Here is a 26337-nt window from a genome sequence, read left to right on the forward strand (position 1 = left end):
TGTTCCTCCTTATCATAAAAATTTTGATTATCAAAGTATCTAATAGAATTATACCCGCATTTATTCAAAATGCAAGTTTTATTTAAAAAATAAAAATAGCTATTAAACTGTTAAAATCATATAAATTTGGTATTTGAAACCAATAATTATAATCGTAAGCCTATTTATATAAAGGAAAATTGATTGAAAAATAGCCTGAATTATGGTTATTTTATTTTTTCTCCTTTTTACAGGGGTCTCAAAAATAGTTTGTTACATACCTGTTACATAGAGCATTAATTTATTTTTTCCAATTCTTTTCTCATCTTTTCAATATTGGTATGTGTATATCTCTTAGTCATGCTTATATTGGTATGCCCTATTATTCCAGTTATTGCAGTTTCATTATCTGATACATCACTTATCATTGTCGCAAAAGTGTGTCTTGTATCATGTATAGTATGCTCCATTCCAAGCTGTTTCATTATGCCCATAAATTCCTTTGTCCTGAAGTTGTTGTACTCGTAATAGTTTGATTTTCTCCTGTTGGGTATCAGATACTCCGTTTTGTTTTCCATTCTTTTAATTACGAGCGGGAGTATTTTCGGATGTATGGGGATTATTCTGTTCTTACCTGCCTGCGTTTTGCTTCCACCGATAATTATGTTCTGCTCCAGATTTACATTTATTTTTTGAAGTTTTAAAAGCTCATTTATTCTCATGCCGGTATAGATTAATATTAAAATTACGTCAGCATATTCCAGTTCGTTAATATTTTCCCAAAGTAATTCTATCTCTTCATCTGTAAATACTTTTCTTTCTATTTTGGGCTTATGCTTAGGCAGTTTTATAAATTCGCTGTAGTCCTTGACTATTATATCCATTTCCATTGCGTCTTTGAACAGCATTCTAATAAAGGATTTTATATTTTTTAAAGTTCCTGTGGATAAATGGTTTAGACTGCTTATAAAATTCTGAAGTTCTAATGTTCTTATATCTTTCATTCGTTTATTGCATAATGGCTTTAAATAGTTGTACCACACTTTATATGATTTTTGACTTGATTTTTCAACCAAGCATTTTTTGTTTCGCATAAACCTGTCCATTACTTCCTTGAGGGTTATGCCATCCAAACTAATATCATACGGATTTTCATTATAGTCAGCAAGGGCCTTTATTGCTTTAGTCTGAGTTTCATAATAGCCCAGCGTTTTCATTATCTGTCTGCCTTCCATATCAAAACCTGTCGTAATTCTCACTATATACGGCCTTCTTCTTTTTCCACTTAATTTTGATACACTTCCGTATCCGTTTGGGTTTTTCATATTATACCACTTCCCTTTAGTCAATTACTGTGATATAATTCAGTTAGTTGGGTGATTATATCACTTTCAAGGGTAGTGCTTTGGTAGAGCCTACCCCTTTTTTATTTTATATTATGCTGCTTGATAGCAAGTTCATTTTCACGCTCCAAGATATATCAAAATTTGAGTTTTGTAATACGTGAGAAAAAATATTATCGTCCTTAAATTTCCGTACTTCATCAATGCCTCTTATAGATTTTCTTTTTTCCTGTATCGGCTTGAATATTTCAAAATGGTTATACACTTCCACGCCTTCAGGAACGACATTCATAATTTCAATTTTTCGTTCAGCCATACCCATTAAAATTATATTGTCTTTAATTCCCTCTAAAACAGCATTTAATTCAAATTCCGAAAAACTCCCTATGTTATCGAGCGTTTTACATATCTCATTGAATGCCGCAAGCTCCTCTTTCGATGCCGCTGTTTTTTGGCCAGCCCATAAATTGGTAACATACTTCTCTATAACTTCGTTTTTCTTTTCTTCGTATTCATCAGCTAAATTTGAATACTCCTGCTGCTTTTCAAACTTGAAATTTGCCAGTATGTCATCTTTATATATCTCAGCCGCATTTTCAACTTCCCTTAAAATATTCTGTCTTTTATTTTCCAATTGAGTTCCTAGCTCTTTCAATTCTTTTAATAAATCCATTTCTTGATCATCTCCTGCTTTTATATTTTTACCTGGTACCAGGCAGTTTTAAATAAATATCTTGTTAATCCTATCCTAAGGCCCATTTATCATATTATCCCCTTCTCTCCCTCTCAATCTGTTTTCCGCGTATTCTCCCGTAATTAAATACGTTCACTATTATCATTGCATTTTCAAAAAGCACTTTCTCCTTGCCCTTGTCCTTGAATAGTTTTAATAAAATATCTCTGTCATCTCCTGTTGGTATTTTCTGATTCCCAAGTATTAAATCCAAATTATCCTCTGTTATTTTTATCATAGGCTTTCCTCTCCTTATTTTTTGTTATTTACTTTTCTTTGGGGCTGTGCTATAATCTGAGTAACAAAATTAGGTAAATCCCTTATAACATTCTCCAAGTCGGAGGATGTTTTTTTATGCTCTAGTCGCTCCATAAGCTTTCAAGATAGTCATTTTCTTCACATTCCAGATTGAATATCATATAATCCAGTTCTGAAATTTCCTTGTTTATCTTTTCCTTTAAATCTTCCAGTTTTTCAAGATTGCTCCTATAACCTCGCTTACCGCCCTGAACTCGCACGCCGCCATAGGTTACTTTGCTCATGTGCAGCCCCTTAATTTCTCCTTTTTCTATTTTTTGCAAAAGTTTCTTTTTCTTCTCGATCTCCTTCTGCAGACTCTTTATCTTTTTACTATTATCAACAATTTTCCTTTTTCCCACTATCTCGCTCTTATTTAGAGCGTTCGTTACGGCAATGGCCAGTTTTTCAATCTGTTCATCATTCATTAAATATCTCCTAATAGTTATAATCAAAATTAGGTAAAATTATAGATTATTTGAATTCATGTACATCTAAAAAACTTAATATCCATTCGTACATCTTACGTATTTCCTCAATATCATCTCTAAAAATTGCCACGTCTTCCCCTGCTGTCATTTTTATCAAGATATAGGGGCCGTTTGATTTCGTGTCTAGCAATCCTACCTTTACAATATATTTTGTATTTATCAGTGTATTGCTGATCTTCAAGAACATATCTTTTTCCAAGATGTTTCCCGTGATATGCTCCGTTAAAGTCTTTGCCATTAATCCTCTCCTTATTTTAAAATTGTTACAGTTTTCTTATTCATCTGTCTTATTTCACAAGTTTTTATTTCTAATACAGGACACCCTCAAACCTCGATTATCCCAGCGTTTTAATGCTTTTTTGTCTTGTGTCCTGTGTAAATTCTGAAAATCTTTATATATTTATTTATATATTGTATTAAATTATATTATATATATTTTTATATATAATATATTTATTAAGAATAAATATATACAAGACAAAAGACAAATCACATTGAACTTTAGTGTTTATAACACTTTGGGTATGTCTTGTATCTGTCCTATAAAACTAATGAAAAAGGACAATTTTACTCAAATACATAAATTCTTTCTCCGTCTATTCTTTTTTTGTTTTATCTCCAATTTATCCGTTCCAGTATATCCGTGGCGTTACAAAAGTTTTATTTTATAAGCCTTTCCGCTTATTATGGAACGGATGAACGGATAAAATCCCAATTTCTTTATATACAACATAATATTATATATAAATTCATTTCATATACTTTTTTTATCCTACTTATTTATAAATATAAATATATCCGTGTATGTGTTCCAATACTCTCATAAAACCTTTATTTACAACATTTTCAATATGGAACGGATAATTATTTTTATGTGTTCCAATCTGTGTCATCTGTTCCAATGTCGTAGTATTTATATTTTTTTCCTTTATCATCTCTTTTAGATTTTACAGCTGTTCCAGTGAATGCTGTAAATTCACGTGAAAATGTGATTTTATGTTTGGGCTTTCTTCCATTAATACCGCAGTAAATTGTATATTTATTGTATACTTCCTGAGTAGACTTATTAATGTACCAATTACTGTTTTCTTCATCTTCCATTGTTTCGTGATAAAAGGCTTTTATTGTATTATTTTCCATGTCGTACTCAAGCAAACTTTTTTTCATTTTCTCGTCCTCTTCAATGTATCCTCTGTCTATCAAGTCGCCTAAGGCATTTAATGATAAGTAGAGCAGTGCCTCAAGGTTATTTTCATTCATAATCTTGTCAAATATCTTTTCATCCCTTTCAGGACTTCCAACAGAAAAATCATTATCGAACTTTATAAATATTAATCTTCTTAATATTGCTCCTGTTGGGTCATCGATTCCTGGAACTTTATTGGCTGTAAATATTAAAGTTATTGAAAAACTGGTGTCTATGCCCTGCTTTCCTTTTTCTTCCACGTTCATACTCTCTCCTGTTACCAGTTTTTTGAATATGTCTGTTTCAATTATAAATTTTCCTGAAATATCATCACCCAAATTAACAATTTTACCTTTTAACAATATAGTGGAAAATCTATTGCCTAATGCCTTTAAATCCAGTGTACTTCTATTATCCTTACCCAAAAGATTTTCAAGCAATCTGAAAAACACGCTTTTACCGTTGCTCATATTCCCTATAATCATAAAAGCCTTTGCTATTTGGTTTTTATTCGGGTAGAATATCGAACCTATCATTTCATAAATAAGTCTTTTGTCAAATTCCCTGTACTTTACAAAACTTCCTATAATTCTGTCAATCTCTTTGGTATCCGCATTTGGATTATAATTTGTAGGTATTCTATTCGTGCAAACAACACTGGGGTTAAAATCTATAAGTTTTCTGTTTTTTATATCCCATAGTCCATTTTTTAGTGCTTTATACCATTGATTAACCTCTACCGTATCAACCATTGTTTCGATATGATCCATAACTTCTCGTTTCTGTCTTATAGTTAAACCTGGTATCATTTTAGACATTGCTTTTTTTACCGCCAATATATCATTTGTATATATACCATTATCATAAATGTGAAGTTTATTTTCGATTTTAACTATATTATGAGTGATTATTAAATACTCCCCAAAAAGGTGATGCATAAATCTGCCTTTCTCATTAAAAAACATTTCAGCGGTTACTTTGTCCAATGGTATTTTATCATTATATAGCCGCTCGCTATCGTCATCAGGTACAATGCCCTCATCTCTCATTATTGATTCAAATTCTGATTCAGGCAGCGGCGCATAGAACATATACCTATCTATTATAGTGCATATTTTCAGTATTTCATCGGCAGTATAGTGTCTTCCCATTTTGAAAAGGTGATGTTTATGTGCCGATAAAAATGTGTTCCTTGTGTCCATACCTTCCGTTTTGATAACGCCCTCTATCTTCTTAAATCTGTAATTTTTCTTTTCCTGAAAAGGAACATATAAGAATATTGGCAGGTCAGGTATCTCAGCAGTATCATTTATTATTTTCCGCTCCTCTCCTGCAACCGTTAAAAACTCAAGTCCGCCTTTGCTCCCAAGTTTTATATCTATTTCAATACCTATTGGGGTATAAAATTTTGTATCAGACTTCTTATATCCGTAAATATCTTTAAAAAGAAAATGATAGCCCTTATCTGATTCAATCATTGGGCAGTTTATACCTAAATCGGTTAAAATCTCAATAAGCTTTTTCCCTTCTTCCTTTGTGTCCACGTCAATAAGAATTATATTGGAGGCAAGCACTCCCACTATGCTGTTATAGTTTTGGGGCATATTTTTAGCCTGTGCAAATGTCTTTAATTTCTTCTTCTGCCTGTACGGTTCCATTTTCACAAATTTCTTGACGTTTCCGTTCCTGTCTTTTCCTGTATAGGTTCTTATCCTCTTGTCGGGCCTTTTCTTCTCCTGGTTATAGAACTTTTCCATGTCAGCCCATATAAATCCCCTGTAACATTCCTCAAATTTCATCTGTTCACCCCTTTAAACCAATTTTTCTCTTATATCCTTAACACTGCTGATAATATCCATTCCCATATCTAGCAAATGGGCAAATGCTGCTGTTCTGTACTCAAATCCATCTCCATTTGATACAGCATAATACATTGCGTCTAATAGTCCAGTTAATTCCTCGCATTTATTCTGCAGTTTTTCAACCTGTATAATTGTTTCTATCATTATCTCACTTCCCCCTTAATCAGCCTTTTTATTCTGTTAATTATCTTCTTCTGATTCTTTTCCCTTGCCTTGTCGCTGTTCTCATTTACTATTCCTACAGCTTCAAATTTGTGTTTCATTCCTTACCACTCCATTTCCAAATTAATTTTCTGTCGATTAGTCCAAAAATATTTCAGCTACTTCATCATTTGAAAGATTCAGCAATTTTTTAAGTTTTGAGATTTCTGGCTGTGTAAATACCCTTTTACCGTTCAACCTGTCTCTTATACTTCCAGTAGATAATTGCAAATTCTTACCTATCGTCCCATAAGTAAAATTGTACTCTCTTAATCTACCTTTCAGTTTATTCAAATTCATATAATCCCTCGCTTTCTTTTGTTATTAAAAATAAGACTTTTTTGTCTTAATATGGTATAAATAGTTATAAAAATAAGGTTAGGCGGCATTGATATGAATAACGAAAAAATAGGAAACAATATAAAAAAATGGAGAAAATTAAAAAAACTAACTCAACAAGAATTAGGGTTATTAATAGACAAAAATGTTAAAAGTATTCAACGATACGAAACAGGAGTAAATCCTATTCCCATAGATGTATTAAGTAACATCGCTAAAGCCCTTAATATCGGAATTGATAAACTGATATATGAAAATAGTGGTTTTTCTAATAAAATTGAGAATAATAAGTACGATCCTTTTATTAAATTATTATCTTCACTAGGCTATGAAATTGAACAGTTCCCATTGTATATTGGAGAGGACAACTGGGAAGATGTTTTAATACTGAAAAAAGAGAAAAAAGAGTTGCAATTAAATATGGAAGATACAAATGTTTTATTTAGCGATATAGAGAAGTATATAGATTTTTCCGTACACAAAATGGAAAACAGCACGGAATTTAAAGACGAGTCAATAGAAGATAAAATTGAGAATAGTATAGACAAGTACTATACTGATGGATTCATTGAAAAAATAAAGGAGCAAATTGGGTATTATGGAAGTGAGTATATAGAACCTTTAAATACTGCTCAAAGATTAGTATGGGAAAAATGGAAAGAGGAAAATATAGACAAGAAATAATCACTTCAACTGAATACCTATTAAATACAGCCAATAGGGATAATACCACTTCCTTTTGGTTGTTTTTTATATTATAACCATGATATATCCCTTTAATTATTGGGGTATATAGAACTGGGCGGAAAAATCAGCCCAAACCATTTTTGGACTGGGCAAACATATTAAATTATCTATTAAATTGAATTGCCCTAAAACTTCAGGTGAATTAAATTTATTTCCGTTTTATACCAACATTTTCCAATACGTCAACAAATGTCAACAATTTTCCTTATAACTTTTTCCAGCATAAATAAGTGATAACCCTGATACGAAAATTTTTCGTACCGTGAATAATAATTTTTTTTCGTTACCTCGTGAAACACAACCCCATATAATCCAAATACAAGCCCATACAGGCTTTCAATTCAATTCCTTGATATTTTCTTGCTTAACTTATCAAAATACTTCCACAGCTTGTTTTTGAGCTCACAGCATTGTGAAACTTACAGACAATTAATTTACATTTGGGCCTTTTGAAAACTCTCTATAATTCCCCGAATAGCCTGTAAAAATTAAAATGTCAAGTTTTGTCTATTTTTTAATGCTAATAAAAATTAAATCTCAAGTTTTCTCAGGTTTTATATTCGTACTGTCTAAATCCAAATTTAGTATTTTTTAGTAATTTGTATTTTATAGTTCTCGGTTTATTCCTAAGATGTTTACCATACGAGCATAGAGGGGGTATCACGTTCGTTAAATTAAATTTTGATATAAATCTATGGGTAGAGTATAAATCTATCTTAAATCGCTTAATTTTCATTAAAAATTTATTTTTATTTTTAATTTTTACAGGCTATTCGCGTTTTTAGGCAAGTTTTGGCAAGCTATACAGCAGAATCCCAAAAATAGAATTGCCCTGAAACTTCCGGTGAAATAAATTAATGATTTCTCCGAGAATGGAACTTTCCGTTCTCATATCAAAATATCTAATTAGAACTGCCATAGCGTTTGCCAAATAAAATTTTGGTAGTATTCCTTGTCTAACTTAATTTTAAGATCTTAAATCGCTTAATTTACATCCAATATAAAAAGAGCAGCCGTTAAACTGCTCTGAATTTTATATTTTAATGATTATACTATATATTGTGGTCAATCACTTATTTTAACCTCAATATATATTGTATTTTTGTTACATACCTGTTACATACATACTAATTTTAAGGGATTTTTATGTGATATTTTTTCTTTTCTCATACCTTTAACACGAGTAAATATCGTTATTTACCCATTTCACAGTTTTGTGATTGTAAAATAGCCTGAATTATGGTAAAATTAGTTATATTTTTATTGAGGGAAATTGATAAATTTGGAGATTTATAAATGGTTAAAAATAAGGACAGATTTTTTAATTTTGATATTTTAAAATGTATTGCAATTAGTATGGTTTTATTTATTCATATTGTTGCAAGCGAGCTATATAATTATGGTAAAATATCTGGAAACAGATGGATGATGGCAAATATTGCAGATTCATTTAGCAGAATGTGTGTGCCGATATTTGTTATGGTTAGTGGATTTTTTCTGTTGAGAAAAGAGGAGGATGTGAAAATATTTTTTAAAAAAAGATTTGCAAAAATTCTTCCTAAGTTTTTTGTATATTCTGTTATTTTTTTTATATTTACAATAATTTTTAAAGGTGTTAAAGATAATGAATTATTTTCAGTTTTTTTTAGAAAATCAACTTATAAGACTATAATTTTGATTTTTTTCCAGAAAGAAAGTTATAATAATTTTTTTTCAAACTTTTTTCAAGGAAAAATTTACTATCATTTGTGGTATATTTATATGATATTGTCGCTTTATTTGATAACTCCGTTTTTACGAAAAGTTGTAGCAAAAATTGATAGAAAAAGTATTAATTATCTGATTTTTGTGTGGATAATATTTATGATTTTAGTACCATTTCTAAATGTGATTTTTAAGAAAAATATAAAAATATATTCTCCAGCTGGGCAATATGTCGGTTACTTCTTAATTGGCTATTTACTTGCAGAAAAGCCTTTGAATATGAAAAAATGGCAAAAATATACAGGTTTTTTAATAGCAGTGTCACTAACTGTCTTTTTAACATATATATTTACAAAATCAAGTGGAAAATTTTTTGACTATTTTTACGATTATCACTCAGTTAGTGTATTTGTAGCCACAGTTTTTCTTTATGATTATATTGTAAATATTTTTGATGGAGAAAAAGTTTTAGGCAAAGTAAAAGGAATTATAAAGCCTGTATCAGCAAAAACTTATGATATTTATTTAATTCATCCGATTTTTTTATTTTTTTGCGAAAGAATATTAAAGTCCAGAATGAATTATTTTTTATATATAATTATTACGTTTTTAATAGTATTTTTACTATCATTTTTTACAAGTGAAATATTAGATAGAATATATAATTTTTTAGCTGGAATGAATAAATGGAGGGAGAAATATGGCGGAAAAAAAGACTAGAAATAGAAAGCCATTGCCAATAGGGGTGTCTGATTTTAAGGAAATTGTAGAAAATAATTATTATTATATTGATAAAACAAAGCTAATTGAAGATATTTTACATTACAGGGCAAAAGTAAACTTATTCACACGTCCAAGAAGATTTGGAAAAACCCTTAATATGTCAATGATTAAATATTTTTTTGATATAGAAAATAAAGAAGAAAACCGAAAATTATTTGAAGGATTAAGTATTTCTGAAAGTGAACAGATGCAGGAGCAGGGGCAATATCCTGTTATATATATAAGTTTTAGGAACATGGAAGAAGTTAGCTGGGAAAACTGTCTGAGTCAGATAAGAGACTTAATAAGAAATATTTATATAGAATTTAAGTATATAAGAAAAAAATTGGATGAATTTGATTTGATGGATTTTAACAATATTTGTTTTAATAATGAAAATTCAAATTGGAAAGGCTCATTGAAAGCACTGACAAAATATTTGTATGAATATTATGGGAAAAAAGCTGTTGTGCTGATAGATGAATATGATACGCCGATAATTCAGGCTTATCAGGAGGGATATTATAAACAGGCAATTTCTTTTTTTAAGAAGTTTTGTGGAGATGCAATGAAGGATAATGAATATTTACAGTTTGGAATTATGACTGGAATATTGAGAATTGCAAAAGAAGGAATTTTTTCAGGATTAAATAATTTGAAAGTAAATAATATCTTTAGTGAAAAATATTCAGAGTATTATGGACTTACCGAAAATGAAGTTGTTGAGGCTGTGAAATATTATGGGCTGGAATATGAGATGGAAGATGTAAGGGAGTGGTATGACGGTTATCAGTTTGGAGAAACTGAAATTTATAATCCTTGGTCGATTATTAACTTTTTGGATGAAAAAAAATTACGTCCTTATTGGATAGGCGTTTCAGGAAACAAGACAATATATGATTTATTAGGAAAAGCAGATAAAAAAGTAATAGAAGATTTGGAAAAACTTTTTGTGGGGAAAACGGTTTATAAGGCAATAAATGAGTATATGGAATATGTATTTAATGCAAGTGATATATGGGAATTATTTTTGTACAGCGGATATTTGACAACCGATGGTGAGAAAAAGGGTGAACTCTATCCATTAAGGCTTCCAAATAAAGAAATACAGACTTTTTTTAGAAAAATTTTTATAGATAGATTTGTTGGAAATTATACACAGTTTTCAAATATTGTAGAGAATTTAAAAAATGGAAAAATAGAAGAGTTTGTAAAAGGGCTTCAAGACGAGATACTTTCCTCACTTAGTTATTTTGACACGGAAAAAGATGAAAAGTATTACAAAATATTTTTAATTGGAATATTTATAATACTTGCAAATGACTATATTAGACTATCAGAAAGAGAAAGTGGCTATGGAAGGGCAGATTTAGTTTTAGAACCTAAAAACAAAATAAATCCAGCGTATATATTTGAATTTAAAGTTGTAAATAATGAAGATGAACTGGAAAATTATGCAAAAACTGGATTTGAGCAGATAAAAGAAAAAGAGTACGATGTGGAATTAAGAAATAGAGGAATAGACAAAATTGTCTGTGTTGGGCTTGCGTTTTATAGAAAAAAACTTAAAATGAAATATGAAATAATGAAGTAAAATTATAATTAACTATTATTCAGCAAGAATAAGGCAATAGGTGTTAAGTTGCTGAATGTATATTGTAAAAATGGAATTATTAAGTTATGAACATTTAATTTTAAAGAAGAAAAATAAAAAAGGAAGTGTAATTTAGAATGGCAGTAAGCGGGATGAAAAAAAATTATTCCTATTTGTTTGGGATATTGACAATTGTAACGTATTTTATAGGATTATTACTTGTAAATCGTGGACTTGGATTTACAAATGTGGCTGTGATTGTTTGTTCAATGATAATATATTATGTGGCAAATGTATATAATATGACTGGAATCTACAGATTGAGGGATATTATAATTATTGTTGGAATTAATTTTATACTTGTTGTAATTACAGCGTTTTTACGTATTTTTATTGTAAATGAAGCAATAATTCTATTTGGGCTGATTACAATGTTTCAGATTATATATCGTTATATTATAATTGTAGGGCTTTCAGAACGAAAAAGAGTTGTTTTTGTTGGAGAAAATGGATATACAAATGATTTGTTGGAGAGTATAAAGAAAGACCGTCAATATAAATTATCGGACTTTCTAAAAGAAGAAAAAAATTTGAGTTCTTTGACAGAAAAACTGTTAACTTTATGTGAAAATAAAAAAGTTGACATAATCGTTGATTTTACAAGCAATCTTTTATACGATACTAAACTTGTGGATAAGCTTTTACAGTACAAACTTGGTGGAATGCAATATTATAACTATTTAGAATTTTATGAAATGTATGAAAATAAATTGCCAGTTTCAAACTTGAGTCCAAAATGGTTTTTGGAAAATACAGGATTTGAAATTTACTACAACAGTTTTAACTTGAAAGCCAAACGTATTCTCGATATAATTTTTGCACTTTTAATCGGAGTTTGTGTAATTCCAATTATGATTGTTGCTGCAATAATAATAAAACTGGAATCGAAAGGACCGATATTCTTTATACAGGAAAGAATCGGCGAAGGAAACAAGCCATTTAAAATAGTAAAATTTCGTTCAATGACAACTGATGCCGAAAAAGATGGACCAAAATGGGCTACAAAAAATGACAATCGTGTCACAAAATTTGGTAAATTTATGCGTCTTACAAGAATTGACGAATTGCCACAACTGTGGAATGTGCTACGTGGAGAAATGAGCTTTGTTGGACCACGTCCAGAAAGAGAATTTTTTATAAAACAGCTGGAAAAGGAAATTATGTACTACAATTTAAGACATACTGTAAAACCAGGGCTTACTGGCTGGGCACAAGTTATGTATCCGTATGGAGCAAGCATTGAAGACGCTTACAGAAAATTGCAGTATGACTTGTATTATATAAAAAATCACGATATTTTATTTGATGTGAAGATATTGTTAAAGACAGTTACGATTGTGATTTTTGGAAAAGGGAGATAGGATAAAATTAAAAGTTGGAGGAGAAAGATGGTAGAAATGATAGAAATTAAGCAATATAGAAAATTGAAAGATATAACATTAAATTTTGTCAAAGGTATTAATATTATATCAGGAAGTAATGGAACTTGCAAAAGTTCCCTGCTATATATAATTAGTAATTCATTTCAGAAAATAACTAAAAATAACTTAAAAAATAAAGAATCAGTATCAGTTATTTCCAATATAAATAAATTGATGAATCCTAAAATAGAAAGTTTGACAAGAGGAGATGAAAAATATAATGATCCAGCACCTAATGTAAAAGGAGAATTGTACAAGTGTAAATATTTTGATAATGATATGAAATTAGATTTTAGACGACACAATAGTGGAAGAGAAAATAAAGAGAAAAAAAGATTTTCAATAAGACCTAAGTATAAAAAAGGAAATAATGAAAAAATACCTGCTATGCCTGTAATATATCTAGGACTTTTTAGATTATTTTCTTATGGAGAATTTCTGAATGATAAAGAAATAAAAAAAATTACTAAAAAATTACCAAAAAAATATCTTAATATTGTGACAAGAATATATAAGAATTTTACAAATATGGAAGTACTTTTTGATGAAGAAAATAATTATCATGGAATAAATATGGGGGGGATAAAGAAAAGAGGAAATTTTTCAACAACTTATGATGGTATAGATTCGAACACTATTTCTGCTGGGGAAGATAATTTATATATTATCTTAACAGCCTTAGTTTCTTTGAGATATTATTTTGAAAATGAAAATAAAAGTAGTATTTTATTAATTGATGAATTAGATGCGACTTTACATCCATCTTATCAAATAAGATTATATAAATTAATGAAAAAATATTCCAAAAATTATGAAATACAAATATTTTTTACAAGTCATAGCTTGAGTTTAATAGAATATGCGTTAGAAGACAAAGAAGACAAAAAAGATTCTAAAGTTTTTTATTTTTTAGAAAATCCAAATGTGAGACTAATGGAAGATGTATCAATAAACAAAATAGGAATGTGGTTAAAAAATCAATCAAGAATAGAAAATAATAAAAAGATACCAGTTTATACTGAGGATAAAGAAGCAAGGGAGTTTTTAGAATCTTTATTTAAATATTTAAAAAAACATTATACTGTAGGTGATGTATTTAAATATTTTCATTTAGTTGATATAAATTTTTCATCGGAAATCCTAAAAAACTTATTTAAATATAAAGAAGTTAATATATCTCCAATTAATACAGGTTCTATTTGTATACTAGATGGAGATCAACAAGAAGAAAAAGCCTTGAGTTATAATATGACTTTTTTACCATCGGATGGCTTAAAATCACCAGAAAATTTAATTTTTGATTATTCAATAAAATTATATAATGAAGGAAAGGAAGATTTTTGGAATCAAAATGAGGTAGAAAATTCAGGATTTACGACAGATTATTTTAATGAAAATATAAAAAGTAAAATTGAAGAAAATAGAAATAAAATAGAAGAATTAAAAAAACAAAATGAATCAACACATGGTAAGGAAAGAGAATTTAATAAAAAATTGTTTAATGATAAATTGGATTTTTTTAGGTTAGTAATAGAATATTGGATTGAAAATAATGAAAAGGAAGTAGATAAATTTTATGAAAATTTAAAAATCTTATTTAAAAAGGTATCATCATATCACAAAATTGACTCAAATTTATGGAAAGAAAAAGAATAGGAGATGATATAAATGATAAACATTATATCTCCACTAAGATACCCTGGTGGTAAAGCTAAAGTATATAATATTATAATTTCTCTTTTTGAAAAAAATGATATTAGAAATCCTGTATATATAGAGCCTTTTGCTGGAGGAGCAGGTTTAGCATTATTGTTGCTAAAAAAAGAAAAAGTAAAAAAACTGGTACTTAATGATATAGATAAAGGTATTTATTCTTTTTGGTATTGCGTTTTAAATCATACAGAAAAGTTTTGTAATATAATAGAAAATATTGAAATTTCTCTTCTTGAGCGAGAGAATCAAAAAAAAATATATATAAATAAAGAAAATTTGAATTTGTTGGTGGAAGAAAATATTTTAAAATTAGGTGTAGCTACTTTTTATTTAAATAGAGTGAATAGATCTGGGATTTTGAAAGCAGGTGTAATAGGTGGTAATTTGCAAAATGGAAATTATAAAATGGATTGTAGATTTAATAAAAATAAATTGATAAAGCAAATAAAAGAAATAGGTAGATTAAAAGATAAAATAGAGTTTTATAATTTGGATGTTTTAGAATTTCAGAAAAATATAATAAGCAAAATAAAAAGAGAAAAATTTATATTTTTTGATCCGCCATATTATAAAAAAGGCCCTGAATTATATACAAATTTTTATAATCATAAAAATCATTTGGAACTTTATGAAACTATAAGAAAAATAACTAAAAATTGGATTGTTACTTATGATAATTGTGAAGAAATAAAAAAAATTTATAAAAAATTTGATTTTGTAGAATTTGATATAAATTATTCTTTAGAAAATAAAATGAAAGCCAAAGAAATTATGATATTTAGCAAGAATATAAAAAATCATGATATTTTTATTATGAAATAAATCGGAAGAAAAGAGGAAACAAGTGTACTTAAAAGCATTGGAGCTGACAGGGTTTAAATCGTTTGCAAATAGGACTGTTGTGGAGTTTGACAACGGGATTACTTCGATTGTCGGGCCTAACGGGAGTGGAAAGAGTAATATTTTGGATGCGATTTTGTGGGTTTTGGGAGAACAGAGTTATAAAAATATACGGGCAAAAGAGAGTTCGGATATTATTTTTTCTGGCGGGAAGAATAAGAAGCCAAAGTCTATGGCGGAAGTCAGTCTTATTATTGATAACGGAGATAGATATCTGGATGTAGATTTTTCAGAGGTTAAGATTACTCGAAGGATTTTTAAGACGGGGGAAAATGAATATCTTATAAATAATAAGAAATCTAGACTTAAAGATATTCATAATCTTTTTATGGATACTGGAATTGGAAAGCAGGCTTATTCTATAATTGGACAAGGGCGTGTAGAGAGAATTATTGGATCTTCTCCAAAGGAATTAAAGGAAATTATTGAAGAGGCGGCGGGAGTAAAGAGAGCTAAAATTGAAAAGGAAGAGTCTGAGAAAAAGCTGCAGGACTTGAAAAATGAAATTGAAAAAATTGAATATGTAGAAAAAGATTTAAAAAAACGTGTTGATTATTTAAAAAATGAGCAGGAAAAAGCTAGACTTTTTAAAGCATACACAAAAAAAATTGATGTGCAGCGATTTATGATTCTTGAATACAATGTCAATGAAAAAACTTCATTAAAATATGAATATGAGGAGAAAAGTCAGGAAATAAAGGAAGAACTGGAAAAAAATGAAAATAATTTTTCAGAAAAGCAGGTTGAACTTGAAAAGACCAATGAAATAAGAAAAGAATTGTACGAAAATCTGGAAAATCAGAAAAATGAAAACAGCGAAAACTTTAAAAATATGGAAATTCTGAAAGAAGAATATTCAAAACTTGTAAATCAAAACTCTAACTTAGAAACTGAGGCCAATGAAAAAAATAAAAGAAAAAGTATTTTGGAAAAAGATATTACTGAAAAAAAAGAACTCTTGAATAATTCCAGAAATGAGCTTGATTTGATAACAAGGGAGTTGGCTGTGAAGGAAGAAGAAAAGGATAAATGGGAGGCTAAAGTTGGAGAACTCAAGCATAAATGTGATAAAATTACAATTGAATTAAAAGAACGAACGCAAAAGAATTCTAATTTTGAAGTGGATAAGATAAAAGTCGCCGGAGAAAATGAAGATCTTGAAAAAAGAGTTCAAGGGGCAAAAAATGAAAATAAAAGACAAATTGCCGAAAGAAATGATGTAGAAGCTGAGTTTAATAAAATAAATAAGGAAAAACAGACATTTGAAATTCAAAAGTCAGAAAAGGAAAAAGAAAAGCTTGAAAAAGAGCTGAAAATAAAAAAACTTAACGAAAAGATTGATGAACTTAGAAAAGAATATGCTGAAATAAATAAGCAAAAAAATGAAATTAGTTATAAACTTGAAAGTTTTGAAGTTAAGCATAAGGCGATAGCTAGTGCAATTGAAAAAAATGAGACTTTTAACCGAAGTATAAAACATATTTTGAATGAAAAAATTGATGGTGTAATTGGAGCCTTTGTTAACTTGATTGATGTTCCAGCGGGATTTGAGGAAGCAATACAGACTTTGTCTGGTGGAATGTTTCAGGATATTGTAGTAAGAGATAGTGAAATTGGAAAAAAATGTATTGAAATTCTGAAAGACAGAAAACTTGGAAGAGCTTCGTTTTTGCCAATTGAAAATATTCGAATTTCAAGAATGAACGAATTTTTGCCAAAAATTGAACAAGTTTCACAGCAAAAAAGTTTTCAAAATAAAATGGCTCAAGATGAAGTTCAAAATATTATTTTAAATACAAAGGGGAAAAATGGAATTATTGACTTTGCAAGAAATATTGTAAAAGTTGATAAGAAATTTTTGAATGAAGATGTAGAAAAGGTTATTCAGTTTGTATATGGAAATTCAGTTGTTGTGGAAAGTCTGGAAGTTGGGACAGAACTTTTGAAAAAAGGATTTAACAACAGAATTGTTACACTTGAAGGAGATATTATCACTTCTCGTGGGAGAATGACAGGAGGGCATTCATTTAAGGGTAAAGATGAAATTCTCGAGCGAAAAAAGGAATTGAAACATCTGGAAAGTGAAATTGAGAAAAATAAAAAGAGCTTTGAGGAATTTGAGAAAAAATTATCGGAAATAGTTTTAGAAGCTGAAAAAATTGAAGCAGAAAGAACGGAAGCAGAAAAATTATTTGAAAAATTTAAAAATGAATATCAGGAATTTAATGAAAATTATGACGATTTTAGCATAAAATTTAACCGAAAACAGCGAGAAATCAATACTTTGAACTATGAAATTTCTGAAAATGAGAAATTTATTTTGGAAAAAGAAAAAAAAATAAAAGAAAATAAAGAACTAATTCAGAATATTGAAAAATATATTGAAGAAAATAATCTGAAAATGCAAAATCTGAATGAAGAACTTAAAAAATTTGAAAATATTGATGAATTTATTCAGAAATTGAATGAGACGGATAGAGATTACGAAATTTTGAAGGTTCGAACTGATAACAATAAAAATCGTTTTTCAGAAATTGAGTCTGATTACAAGAAACTTTTAAGTGAAAAGGCAGAACTGGATGAATTTGAGAAGAAAAGAGAGATGCTCAGGAATGAACTTTCTGAAAAACTTTCAGATAAGAAGACTGAAATTGAAAAAAATGAAAAAATTAATGAAAATATATTGAATGAAATCAAGGAATTTGAGAAAAAAATACAGGAAATTGAAGTAAAAGAAAGAAAGTTAATTAGTGAAATTAAAGATATCGAAGTAAAAATACTGGAAAATAAAAATAATTATGAAAAAATTGTTGAAAAAATTACACGTAATGAAAGTGAGCTTGAATTTCAAATAGCGGAATTTAAGGAACTTGAAAGCGAAGAAATACTCGAAAATGAGGAATATTTTGAAATTGCTGATGAAGAGGAACTTACAGCAACAAGAAGAAAATTGTCATCAAATGAGAGAAGCCGTACAGATATTGGGGCAGTCAACCTTGCTTCAATAGATGAATTTGAATATGAAAATGGACGATATCAGGATATTGTGGCACAGAAGAAGGATTTGCTGGAAAGCCGTGAAACATTGTTTGGATTTATTCGAGAAATCGAAGAGGAAGTTACAAACAAATTTTTTATAGCTTATGAGCAGATAAACAAGAATTTTCAGTATATGTGTGAAACCATTTTAAACGGAGCAAAAGGAATAATTAAAATGACAGACCCTGAAAACTTGCTTACTACAGGGCTGGAACTGAGTGTAAAATATAAAAACAAGCCAGAGCAGACTCTTCTTCTTCTTTCAGGTGGGGAAAAATCAATGCTTGCAGTGTCATTTATAATGGCAATCTTTATGTTTAAACCAAGTCCATTTACTTTCTTTGATGAAATTGAAGCAGCTCTTGATGAAAAAAATACAAAGAAAATTGTTGAATTATTACATCAGTTTATTGATAAATCGCAATTTATATTAATTACTCATAATAAGGAAACAATGAAAGGATCTCATAGACTTTATGGAGTTACGATGAATAAAGAAATTGGAGAAACTAAGATTGTTTCAGTGGACATATAATTTGATAAACTTTTTTACTGGAAATTTTTTGATATTTTTGATAAAATATAGTTAAAATAAATAAAAAGTATAATTTTTGAAAATTAGAAAGGAGAAATGTGAAAAAGTTTTCACATAGATTGAAAATTATGTTAAAAAAAATATTGGGTTTAATGATGGTACTTGTGTTTTCAGTTATTGGACTTGCTGAGATAGATACATCACAGATTGCAAATGATTATCCATATAAGGAAAGTGCCATAATGGCGACTGTTCTTGGAACGCCTGCAGAGCAACACTATAAGTTTAAAAATCCAAAAGGTCCTAAAGTAAGAAAATTCAAAACAACAAAGACAATTCCTGAGATTCTTAGACAATGGAGTAACTATGAATATGGTGTTTGGACTCAAAAGAAAGAAGCACCACTAATGATTGTAATTTCAGGTACAGGTTCACTTTATAATAGTGGGATGTCACTTTATTTGGCAAATGTATTTTATGATAGAGGCTATAATGTAATCACATTCAGCTCGCCAACGACAATGCCGTATATTGTAAGTCAAAGCAAAAATGCATATGCAGGATATATAAAAGATGAAACTGTCCAAATATATGATTTAATAGAAAAAGCAATTTCAAGAGAGAAAGCTGATGGTATGAAATTAAACGGGAGAGTATATATTGGTGGTTACAGTTTGGGAGGATTTCAGTCTCTTCAAATTCATGAGCTGGATGCCAAAAAGAATAGAAGAATAGGAATAAATAAGTCGCTTATGTTAAATTCACCAGTCAGTATTCTAACTGCAACACAGAATTTAGACGGCTTTTTAGTAAAAAATGGAATTTATGATGCAAGAAGCTTGGAAAAATATTTAGATACAATATTTAGCAGACTTATGTATGATAAGTCAATTCAGATAAAGGACATTGAGTTCTCAAATCTAACAACTTCATTAGGAAAACTGGGACTTGGAGAAAAAGATTTTGAAGTTCTGACAGGACTTCTATTTAGATTCTATTCAGCAAATATGACTTTTGCAGGAGAAGTTTTTAGTGGAAATAACGCGATTGGAAGATTATCTAATAAAAAATCATATAAAAGATTTGATTCAGTTACTCAGGAATTTAGGGAAGGATTGTCTGTCTCATTTGATGAATATGCTAAGGAAATACTATATCCATACTTAAAAAAATATAAAAATCCTAGTCTTGATTTTAATGATTTCATAAATGAATTTGATTTAAGAAGTAGTCAGGATTTTATAAATAAAAATAATAAAAATATTATATTTATAACATCAACAAATGATGTTTTGTATTCAAATGATGATATAAATTATATAAACAATACGTTTTCAAACAAGGTATTAATACCGTTTGGAGGGCATACTGGAGTCTTATGGCATGCCGATGTGGCAAAATTAATGGTAGATAAATTGGAGGAAAAATAAAAAATGGCAGGAAAAAATAAATTTATATTACTAACAGCAATGCTTACTGTTGCAACAATTTCTCAGTCACGAGGTAACGAATTAAAAAATGAGGAAACAGTAATGTTCGCTGAAGAAATTGAAAAGGAAGCAAACGATGATATTTATATTGAATTTGTAGATGGAAAGGTTGCTGAAGCACCCGGAAAAAATATTGACAAAGTTTCACGCACAAATATAGCTATGAAGAAAAATAAGAAGGACACTAATGGATACATTGCCTTTGAACAAGATGGATACGGAGTTCTTGCAACAAATTTGGAAGAACTGAATGAAGATTATATTGTTTCAAGTCAGGTGTTTCAGCTAACAGGAATAAATGATTCGCTAGAACCTTTAAATAGAAGAATGTACGCTTTTAATACACAGCTTGATAGAAAGGTTCTGTATCCAGCTTCACGTGTATATTCGGCAATAGTTCCAAAACCAATAAGAAAAGGAATCTCAAATTTCTATCAGAATTTCAGTGAGATACCTACATTCGTAAATTCACTGTTGCAGTTAAAACCTGGAAAGGCTGCAAATGCGCTTGGAAGATTTGTGGTAAATTCGACAGTAGGAGTACTAGGAGTAGCTGATGTCGCTAAAAATATGGGAATGAAAAAAGATCCTGAAACTATGGGAGATACATTAGGACATTACGGAATGGGGACAGGACCATACTTAGTGTTGCCCATGTTTGGACCAAGCAACCTGAGAGATGCCTTTGGAACTGCCATAGATTCTGTTGGGGAAGGTGCAGTACGTGGTGTTGTTGATAAAAAACTATTTTTTGATACGGGAGTATTTGACAAGAATGTATATGGATTTACAAGACCTGTTGTAACAGGGTTGAATGCACGTTCTATGCTTAGCATGAAGTATGGAGATCTGAATTCGCCGTTTGAATACGACTTAATAAAAGCACTTTATTATAATTATAGAAAAATACAAGTTATAAAATAGACAATATTTAAAAATTAAAAGTTGTGTTATTCGATAGGAATTATTTAATTTTAAATAAAATTAGGAGGAAATTAGAATGAGCTATATAAAAGATGCAGATTTAGAAGTTTATAATGCAATTATGGAAGAGGAAAAAAGGCAAGAGGAAGGAATTGAGTTGATTGCTTCAGAAAATTTTGTTTCAAAGGCAGTAATGGAAGCGGCTGGGTCTGTGTTTACAAATAAATATGCAGAAGGTTACCCTGGAAAGAGATATTACGGTGGATGTGCAAATGCTGATGTTGTAGAAAGTCTTGCTATTGAAAGATTGAAACAAATATTTGGGGCAAAATATGCAAATGTGCAGCCACATTCTGGATCTCAAGCAAATATGGGAGTTTATGTTGGACTACTTGAAGCTGGAGATAAAATTCTAGGAATGAGCCTTAGTGCTGGTGGACATTTGACACATGGTTATAAAATCAATTTTTCAGGAAAAAATTACATTGGATTGGAATATGGTCTAAATCCCGAAACAGAACTGATTGATTATGAAGCAGTCAGAGAAATTGCATTAAGAGAAAAGCCTAAAATGATAGTTGCAGGAGCAAGTGCTTATTCAAGAATAATTGATTTTAAAAAATTTAGAGAAATTGCTGATGAAATTGGTGCGTATTTGATGGTAGATATGGCTCATATCGCTGGACTCGTAGCGGCTGGACTTCATCCAAATCCAATAGAATATGCAGATGTAGTAACTTCTACGACTCATAAGACCCTAAGAGGACCTCGTGGTGGAATAATTTTGACAAATAACGAAGAAATTGCAAAAAAAATTGATAAAACAATATTCCCTGGAATACAAGGAGGACCGCTAGTTCATATAATTGCGGCAAAAGCTGTTGCATTTAAAGAGGCACTTAGCCCAGAATACAAAAAATATCAGGAGCAAGTGGCAAAAAATGCTAAAATTTTGTCAGAAGAATTGGTAAAAGGCGGGCTTAGAATTGTAAGCGGCGGTACTGACAACCATTTAATGCTTGTTGATTTACGTCCAATGGGAGTTACAGGAAAATTAGCCGAAGCAAAATTAGAAGAAGCTGGAATAACTTGTAATAAAAATGCTATTCCAAATGATCCTGAAAAGCCATTTGTTACAAGTGGAATAAGACTAGGAACACCTGCAATTACAGCTCGTGGATTTAAGGAAGAAGAAACAAGACAGGTGGCACAATTTATATTAACAGTATTAGGAAATATAAATGACAATGAAAAAATTGCCCAAGTAAAAGAGCAAGTTTTAAAATTAACTGAAAAATTTCCACTTTATAAAGGTAAATAATTTAAAGATAAAAAATTAGGAGAAAATGTGAGAAATAATAATAGAAAAAACGATGAAATGCGTGAAGTAAAAGTAACTAAAAATTATATTGTCCATCCAGAAGGTTCTGTTTTAATCGAATTTGGAAATACAAAGGTTATTTGTAATGCAACAATTGAAGAAAAAATCCCAAGATGGCTAAAAGGAACGGGCTCAGGATGGATAACTGCCGAATACAGCATGCTTCCAAGAGCAACACATACACGTATCCAAAGAGAATCAATAAAAGGAAAACTATCTGGAAGAACAATGGAAATCCAGCGGTTAATAGGAAGAGCCTTGAGAGCAGCGATAGATTTGGAAAAACTTGGTGAAAGAACTATAATGATAGACTGTGATGTAATTCAGGCAGATGGAGGAACAAGAACAGCTTCAATCACGGGAGCCTATCTTGCTCTAGAATTAGCAGTTGAAAGACTTATAGATGAAGGAAAATTAAAAGAAATTCCAATAAAATCAAAAGTCGCAGCAATAAGTGTTGGAAAAGTTCGAAATGAAATGCTTCTTGACTTAGAATATGAAGAAGACTCGAAAGCTGATGTAGATATGAACATTGTAATGAACGACAAAGGTGAGTTTATTGAATTGCAGGGAACAGGAGAAGAAGCAACTTTTACTCATGCAGAACTGATGAAGTTTATTGAATTGTCTAAAAATGCCTTTGATAAGTTATTTAGTTTATAAATCAAAAAAATTTAAGAAAGGATGGTGAAAGAATAGATGAAGAAAAATGGAATGGAAAAATTATTTGATGAATATATGAAAAGAATACAGGCTGGGGACACAAAGGCTATGAATGAAATTGGGATGATTTTTCAAAATAGCTATGATAATGAAAATGCGAAAAAATGGTTCTTAAAGGCTATTGAGGCAGGAGATTATGAGTTTGCAAATAATTTGGGATATCTTTATGCTAGTCAGCATGATTTTGAGAATGCTGAAAAATATTATTTAATTGCGATTAATAATAAAGATTATGATGCTTTAAATAATTTAGCAATTTTGTATGAGCAGAATGGGAAAAATGAAGAAGCAGAAAAATATTACTTAATAGCTATTGAAAAGAACTGTGAAGGTGCGAAAGAAAATCTTTTGACATTTTATAATTCAACTAAACAGACGGAAAAAGAAAAGGACATTTATTTACAGATGGCTTGGAAAGATGACATCAATGCGATGAATCATCTAGGAATGATTTTTGGTAATGAAGGAAATTATAAGGAATCTGAGAAATGGTTTTTAAAGGCTGCGGCGCTTGGAGATAAGCATGCAAAAAATAATTTAGAAGTATTGAGAAATAACTTGAAAAAATCAAATTAATAAAAATAAAAAAGTCTTACTAAGTGAAAAAGAAAAATTTGACTAATTTGATTATATGTGGTAACATTAAAACAAGATAATTAAATATAAAATAAATAAATTGGAGGAATTTAGAATGGGATTATTTGATTTATTCAAAAAAGGTAATAAAGGTGAAGAAGTTAAACAGGAATTTGATGGGAAAGTAATAGCTCCTATTTCAGGAAACTTATTGCCTTTATCAGAAGTACCTGATGAGGTTTTTGCTAAGAAAATGGTGGGAGACGGAGTTGCCATAGAGCCAAATGCATCAGGCGTAATGTTGGCACCAGCTTCTGGAAGAATAGAAAAAATCTTCGATACTAACCATGCTTTCAGTATTGTAACACCTGCTGGAATTGAAATTTTTGTTCATTTTGGAATGGATACAGTTCAACTGGAAGGAAAAGGATTTGAAAGAATCGCTGAAGAGGGAGCAGTAGTAAAAGTAGGAGATCCGTTAATTAAATATGATTATGATTTCTTAAAAGCAAATGCAAAATCAATTATTACACCAGTAATTATTTCAAATTATGAAAGCTACAGTGCATTAAATCCAGTTGAATCAGGAGCAGCAGTAGCTGGAGAAACAACAGTTTTAAATGTTGAGAAATAGTTTAATTAAAAACAAGCTTTAATAAATAATCTCTATTTAAGTGAACTATATTTACTTTTTTAGAGATTTTTTTGTAATGTTATTTCCCTTTTTTCTAGTCGATACTTTTCACTAGAATAAAGAATATTAATCCTGTTAGTATATTTGAAAATAAATTTTCCTTAAGAATTGAGGAAAGAGCAAGATATTGTGAAATCATAAACAAACTAAATCCAATTATGGAATATATGAATTTGTAAAGCTTTATTAGAAATTTCAACAACTTTCGAGACGTTTGTAAAATGGCATGGAGATTGGAAGAATCAAAACAATTGTTAAAATAGAAATTAAAAAACAAATGATATTGATATTAGAAACAATTCCTTGTACGTTTAGAACAATTGCACCAAATTTTTTTATTTCTTTTTTATAAGAAGAATCTAAGATAAAAAGGCACAGTTTAAATATTTTCTTAGTCTTGAGTTTATAAGCATTAAGATCTTTATTAATTCTTCTGTTTCTATCTTTAATATACCGATCTTCTTTGGATAAAATTTTCTTAGAAGACGTTACTGTTTTTGTTGCATCTTTTCTGCCACGAGCAACAAGGAGCTGAAAAATAGAAATCTATTCCTATTTTCTCTAATTTTTTTAAGAAAATTTTAATGCTCTTTTTGGAATATTGACTGTCAGACGCTCTTTTGCTTCCAACTTTATTGCTACATAAAATCGTGTCTTTAATTCCAAAAATGTTGCAAAACAGGCTTTACTTTCCCCTTTGGATGAAACTACAGAATTCAGTTCCTAATGACTGGAAGTGCTTACTTTAGACGATCTTTCGTCAATTGATTTGCCAATATTGAATTTTCCTCTTGGTTTTTTAGTCTTTCCTTTTTTCCCTTTTCTTCTCAAAATATCTAAAGAAATATTCAAAAGATTCTTATGCAGCCAATTGTAGATATTTTAAAAGATAATTTTCTTTTCAATTCTCTTCTTGCAATTTGTTTTGGTGACCATGTTTTACAAAGTCTAGATTTTATTAAATTTTTTAATTCAGCAGTAATTTTATAGTTTCTGCCTTTTTTACAGACTTTGTTATCAGCATCTTTCTGAGCTTTCTCAGCAGAATATTCGTTTTTAACTCTCTTAATTTTCCAATAAATAGCAGCTTTATTTTTTTCAAGAATCTCAGCAATTCTCGTTATTTTGTAATTTTCTTTTAGCAAAATCTCTAGTTTATTTCTTTCAATTATGGTAAAATGCTTGTGACTCATGATATATTTCCTTTCATTAATGTTTTTGTGATTACTAACATTTTAATATAAAATTATCATGAGTTTTATTTTAAATTTGTTGCGTTTTATTATACAATCTATCATGAAAGGCAAGAGAGTGAGAAAAGTTAAAATTTTATTTTTGATGTTGCTAGGAGTACTCGGGTTAAATTGTTGTTTTGCATTAGCAACTACGGGAGCGATAACTTATTTTGGAAGGACAATGTTGGCATATGGTTATGCTGAAAATCCAAATTTTTGTAATCCGTTTTTAGAAAAGTCTAAAACTCCAGAGTAGATAAAAAAAGGGGAAAATCTTTAGTAGACCTAATCGCCAACCTTGAATAAAAAATAATATTGGAGTATACTAATACTAGTGACGAAAATGATAAATAATATTAAAAGAATAAAAAAAATTAAAGAAGAAAACTATCAGAAAATTTTTGGCAT

Annotated in this window: 23 protein-coding genes; 14 read left to right on the top strand and 9 right to left on the bottom strand. The window is 29.5% G+C overall.

Annotation, left to right across the window (positions count from 1 at the left end):
• Positions 1 to 275: 275 nt before the first annotated feature.
• The 8 genes from HMPREF1552_RS02750 to HMPREF1552_RS02785 all read right to left on the bottom strand — a co-directional run bounded on the left by HMPREF1552_RS02750 (position 276) and on the right by HMPREF1552_RS02785 (position 6392).
• Positions 276 to 1304: a site-specific integrase gene (locus tag HMPREF1552_RS02750; protein ID WP_021743537.1), complete on the bottom strand. Its 1029-nt coding sequence runs from the start codon at positions 1302 to 1304 to the stop codon at positions 276 to 278.
• Between the two features lie 106 nt (positions 1305 to 1410).
• Entirely contained in the window at positions 1411 to 1995 is a 585-nt protein-coding gene (locus HMPREF1552_RS02755) for a hypothetical protein (RefSeq protein ID WP_021743538.1), read from the bottom strand.
• A 94-nt stretch (positions 1996 to 2089) separates the two neighbouring features.
• A complete protein-coding gene (locus tag HMPREF1552_RS02760; protein WP_021743539.1) occupies positions 2090 to 2293 on the bottom strand; it encodes a hypothetical protein in 204 nt (67 codons plus the stop codon).
• A 121-nt stretch (positions 2294 to 2414) separates the two neighbouring features.
• Positions 2415 to 2780, bottom strand: coding sequence for a hypothetical protein (locus tag HMPREF1552_RS02765; RefSeq protein WP_021743541.1), 366 nt, complete (start codon positions 2778 to 2780; stop codon positions 2415 to 2417).
• A gap of 46 nt (positions 2781 to 2826) precedes the next feature.
• Entirely contained in the window at positions 2827 to 3081 is a 255-nt protein-coding gene (locus HMPREF1552_RS02770; protein ID WP_021743542.1) for a hypothetical protein, read from the bottom strand.
• Between the two features lie 632 nt (positions 3082 to 3713).
• On the bottom strand, positions 3714 to 5687 hold the full coding sequence (locus HMPREF1552_RS02775) for a phage/plasmid primase, P4 family (protein ID WP_231370736.1): 1974 nt from the start codon (positions 5685 to 5687) through the stop codon (positions 3714 to 3716).
• Positions 5688 to 5840: 153 nt separating this feature from the next.
• Positions 5841 to 6035 (bottom strand): hypothetical protein, encoded by a 195-nt coding sequence (locus HMPREF1552_RS02780; protein WP_021743544.1) that lies wholly within the window; start codon positions 6033 to 6035, stop codon positions 5841 to 5843.
• 156 nt (positions 6036 to 6191) lie between these two features.
• Positions 6192 to 6392: a toxin-antitoxin system antitoxin component Xre family gene (locus HMPREF1552_RS02785; RefSeq protein WP_021743546.1), complete on the bottom strand. Its 201-nt coding sequence runs from the start codon at positions 6390 to 6392 to the stop codon at positions 6192 to 6194.
• A gap of 93 nt (positions 6393 to 6485) precedes the next feature.
• On the opposite strand from HMPREF1552_RS02785, the gene HMPREF1552_RS11550 reads away from it, so the two are divergent.
• The 13 genes from HMPREF1552_RS11550 to HMPREF1552_RS02850 all read left to right on the top strand — a co-directional run bounded on the left by HMPREF1552_RS11550 (position 6486) and on the right by HMPREF1552_RS02850 (position 24634).
• On the top strand, positions 6486 to 7115 hold the full coding sequence (locus tag HMPREF1552_RS11550; RefSeq protein WP_021743547.1) for a helix-turn-helix domain-containing protein: 630 nt from the start codon (positions 6486 to 6488) through the stop codon (positions 7113 to 7115).
• Between the two features lie 1359 nt (positions 7116 to 8474).
• Positions 8475 to 9602: an acyltransferase gene (locus HMPREF1552_RS02795; RefSeq protein WP_021743549.1), complete on the top strand. Its 1128-nt coding sequence runs from the start codon at positions 8475 to 8477 to the stop codon at positions 9600 to 9602.
• A complete protein-coding gene (locus tag HMPREF1552_RS02800) occupies positions 9583 to 11238 on the top strand; it encodes an AAA family ATPase (RefSeq protein WP_021743550.1) in 1656 nt (551 codons plus the stop codon). Before HMPREF1552_RS02795 ends, HMPREF1552_RS02800 begins: the two co-directional genes overlap by 20 nt.
• A 137-nt stretch (positions 11239 to 11375) precedes the next feature.
• A complete protein-coding gene (locus tag HMPREF1552_RS02805; RefSeq protein ID WP_021743551.1) occupies positions 11376 to 12659 on the top strand; it encodes an exopolysaccharide biosynthesis polyprenyl glycosylphosphotransferase in 1284 nt (427 codons plus the stop codon).
• Between the two features lie 27 nt (positions 12660 to 12686).
• The gene (locus HMPREF1552_RS02810) at positions 12687 to 14375 is read left to right on the top strand and encodes an AAA family ATPase (RefSeq protein WP_021743552.1); all 1689 of its coding nucleotides are present in this window, start codon (positions 12687 to 12689) and stop codon (positions 14373 to 14375) included.
• Between the two features lie 12 nt (positions 14376 to 14387).
• Entirely contained in the window at positions 14388 to 15254 is an 867-nt protein-coding gene (locus HMPREF1552_RS02815) for a DNA adenine methylase (protein WP_021743553.1), read from the top strand.
• A gap of 22 nt (positions 15255 to 15276) precedes the next feature.
• On the top strand, positions 15277 to 18906 hold the full coding sequence (gene smc, locus HMPREF1552_RS02820; RefSeq protein WP_021743554.1) for a chromosome segregation protein SMC: 3630 nt from the start codon (positions 15277 to 15279) through the stop codon (positions 18904 to 18906).
• A gap of 98 nt (positions 18907 to 19004) precedes the next feature.
• Complete coding sequence (locus tag HMPREF1552_RS02825; RefSeq protein ID WP_231370737.1) at positions 19005 to 20336, top strand: alpha/beta hydrolase; 1332 nt, start codon at positions 19005 to 19007, stop codon at positions 20334 to 20336.
• Positions 20337 to 20339: 3 nt separating this feature from the next.
• Positions 20340 to 21320: a VacJ family lipoprotein gene (locus HMPREF1552_RS02830; RefSeq protein WP_021743556.1), complete on the top strand. Its 981-nt coding sequence runs from the start codon at positions 20340 to 20342 to the stop codon at positions 21318 to 21320.
• Positions 21321 to 21396: 76 nt separating this feature from the next.
• A complete protein-coding gene (glyA, locus tag HMPREF1552_RS02835; protein WP_021743557.1) occupies positions 21397 to 22641 on the top strand; it encodes a serine hydroxymethyltransferase in 1245 nt (414 codons plus the stop codon).
• A gap of 27 nt (positions 22642 to 22668) precedes the next feature.
• On the top strand, positions 22669 to 23364 hold the full coding sequence (gene rph / locus HMPREF1552_RS02840) for a ribonuclease PH (RefSeq protein WP_021743558.1): 696 nt from the start codon (positions 22669 to 22671) through the stop codon (positions 23362 to 23364).
• Between the two features lie 36 nt (positions 23365 to 23400).
• Positions 23401 to 24000, top strand: coding sequence for a tetratricopeptide repeat protein (locus HMPREF1552_RS02845; protein WP_021743559.1), 600 nt, complete (start codon positions 23401 to 23403; stop codon positions 23998 to 24000).
• Positions 24001 to 24115: 115 nt separating this feature from the next.
• Entirely contained in the window at positions 24116 to 24634 is a 519-nt protein-coding gene (locus HMPREF1552_RS02850; protein WP_021743560.1) for a glucose PTS transporter subunit IIA, read from the top strand.
• A 908-nt stretch (positions 24635 to 25542) separates the two neighbouring features.
• Here HMPREF1552_RS02850 and HMPREF1552_RS02855 read toward each other — a convergent pair.
• Entirely contained in the window at positions 25543 to 25887 is a 345-nt protein-coding gene (locus HMPREF1552_RS02855) for a hypothetical protein (RefSeq protein WP_021743562.1), read from the bottom strand.
• A 118-nt stretch (positions 25888 to 26005) separates the two neighbouring features.
• Between HMPREF1552_RS02855 and HMPREF1552_RS12095 the strand changes: the two genes are divergently transcribed.
• The gene (locus tag HMPREF1552_RS12095; protein ID WP_155827482.1) at positions 26006 to 26185 is read left to right on the top strand and encodes a hypothetical protein; all 180 of its coding nucleotides are present in this window, start codon (positions 26006 to 26008) and stop codon (positions 26183 to 26185) included.
• The last annotated feature ends 152 nt before the right edge of the window (positions 26186 to 26337 follow it).

Source organism: Leptotrichia sp. oral taxon 879 str. F0557, from assembly GCF_000469385.1.
In the GTDB taxonomy this organism is placed as follows: Bacteria; Fusobacteriota; Fusobacteriia; order Fusobacteriales; family Leptotrichiaceae; genus Leptotrichia; species Leptotrichia mesophila.

What these genes read in the sequence shown, in the direction of transcription:
- HMPREF1552_RS02750 (WP_021743537.1), bottom strand. Translation starts at nt 1,304, where the DNA reads ATGAAAAACCCAAACGGATACGGAAGTGTATCAAAATTAAGTGGAAAA.
- HMPREF1552_RS02755 (WP_021743538.1), bottom strand. Translation starts at nt 1,995, where the DNA reads ATGGATTTATTAAAAGAATTGAAAGAGCTAGGAACTCAATTGGAAAAT.
- HMPREF1552_RS02760 (WP_021743539.1), bottom strand. Translation starts at nt 2,293, where the DNA reads ATGATAAAAATAACAGAGGATAATTTGGATTTAATACTTGGGAATCAG.
- HMPREF1552_RS02765 (WP_021743541.1), bottom strand. Translation starts at nt 2,780, where the DNA reads ATGAATGATGAACAGATTGAAAAACTGGCCATTGCCGTAACGAACGCT.
- HMPREF1552_RS02770 (WP_021743542.1), bottom strand. Translation starts at nt 3,081, where the DNA reads ATGGCAAAGACTTTAACGGAGCATATCACGGGAAACATCTTGGAAAAA.
- HMPREF1552_RS02775 (WP_231370736.1), bottom strand. Translation starts at nt 5,687, where the DNA reads ATGGAACCGTACAGGCAGAAGAAGAAATTAAAGACATTTGCACAGGCT.
- HMPREF1552_RS02780 (WP_021743544.1), bottom strand. Translation starts at nt 6,035, where the DNA reads ATGATAGAAACAATTATACAGGTTGAAAAACTGCAGAATAAATGCGAG.
- HMPREF1552_RS02785 (WP_021743546.1), bottom strand. Translation starts at nt 6,392, where the DNA reads ATGAATTTGAATAAACTGAAAGGTAGATTAAGAGAGTACAATTTTACT.
- HMPREF1552_RS11550 (WP_021743547.1), top strand. Translation starts at nt 6,486, where the DNA reads ATGAATAACGAAAAAATAGGAAACAATATAAAAAAATGGAGAAAATTA.
- HMPREF1552_RS02795 (WP_021743549.1), top strand. Translation starts at nt 8,475, where the DNA reads ATGGTTAAAAATAAGGACAGATTTTTTAATTTTGATATTTTAAAATGT.
- HMPREF1552_RS02800 (WP_021743550.1), top strand. Translation starts at nt 9,583, where the DNA reads ATGGCGGAAAAAAAGACTAGAAATAGAAAGCCATTGCCAATAGGGGTG.
- HMPREF1552_RS02805 (WP_021743551.1), top strand. Translation starts at nt 11,376, where the DNA reads ATGGCAGTAAGCGGGATGAAAAAAAATTATTCCTATTTGTTTGGGATA.
- HMPREF1552_RS02810 (WP_021743552.1), top strand. Translation starts at nt 12,687, where the DNA reads ATGGTAGAAATGATAGAAATTAAGCAATATAGAAAATTGAAAGATATA.
- HMPREF1552_RS02815 (WP_021743553.1), top strand. Translation starts at nt 14,388, where the DNA reads ATGATAAACATTATATCTCCACTAAGATACCCTGGTGGTAAAGCTAAA.
- HMPREF1552_RS02830 (WP_021743556.1), top strand. Translation starts at nt 20,340, where the DNA reads ATGGCAGGAAAAAATAAATTTATATTACTAACAGCAATGCTTACTGTT.
- glyA (WP_021743557.1), top strand. Translation starts at nt 21,397, where the DNA reads ATGAGCTATATAAAAGATGCAGATTTAGAAGTTTATAATGCAATTATG.
- HMPREF1552_RS02845 (WP_021743559.1), top strand. Translation starts at nt 23,401, where the DNA reads ATGAAGAAAAATGGAATGGAAAAATTATTTGATGAATATATGAAAAGA.
- HMPREF1552_RS02850 (WP_021743560.1), top strand. Translation starts at nt 24,116, where the DNA reads ATGGGATTATTTGATTTATTCAAAAAAGGTAATAAAGGTGAAGAAGTT.
- HMPREF1552_RS02855 (WP_021743562.1), bottom strand. Translation starts at nt 25,887, where the DNA reads ATGAGTCACAAGCATTTTACCATAATTGAAAGAAATAAACTAGAGATT.